Origin of the sequence: Klebsiella sp. 4_1_44FAA (assembly GCF_000238715.1) — a bacterium.
Classification (GTDB): Bacteria; Pseudomonadota; Gammaproteobacteria; order Enterobacterales; family Enterobacteriaceae; genus Klebsiella; species Klebsiella pneumoniae.
The window spans coordinates 1-575 of the sequence record NZ_JH414868.1 but is presented as its reverse complement, the minus strand read 5'-3'; the positions used below and the strand labels follow the sequence as shown (position 1 = coordinate 575).

At 44.9% G+C, this 575-nt stretch carries 1 protein-coding gene; it reads right to left on the bottom strand.

Annotated elements, in window-relative coordinates:
* On the bottom strand, positions 1 to 563 hold a 563-nt coding region (locus HMPREF1024_RS00015), incomplete at its 3' end, for an SH3 domain-containing protein (RefSeq protein WP_222609797.1).
* Positions 564 to 575: the final 12 nt, after the last annotated feature.

The window sequence follows — 575 nt, the reverse complement described above, 5'->3', positions numbered from 1 at the left end:
CACCGGATACCATCCACTTTTGGTTCCCCAGTAATTTCATACTCCTGATTCTGCATAATCTGTGTCAGAACCTGTGTCTCTACTCCCTGACCAGCCCTCACATTCAGAACATCAGCTGTTACCGTTGCAACCTCTTTTTCGTATTCCCCTGCATGTGACTTTGCATCTTCTCCCAGGTACAATGTATCTGCCGGAACGAATCCCTGCGCATCTCCTGACTGGATCTTCACCCAGTCTTCTTTATATTCGAGAACTCTGACTGCCGAATCCGGATACAATTTTCCGATCCAGTCACTGTTCTCATCCGGCGCACTTCTTATATAAGTAAATTCTTCACCTGTATTCGAAAACGCCATATTCAAATACTCACCCTCACCTGTCGGTACCAGATATAACTGCAGATTCTCCTTTACTTTCGTTTCATAACAATCTGTTACTACTGTTTCGATTCCTGCAGCCGGCAAAACCGGATATACTTCCGCTTTCTGATCTGCCGCATAAACTGCACTCCCCGGAATCATCATCATTCCTACCAGAGCAGGAATGACTATTTTTTGTTTCATGTGTGCTGCTTT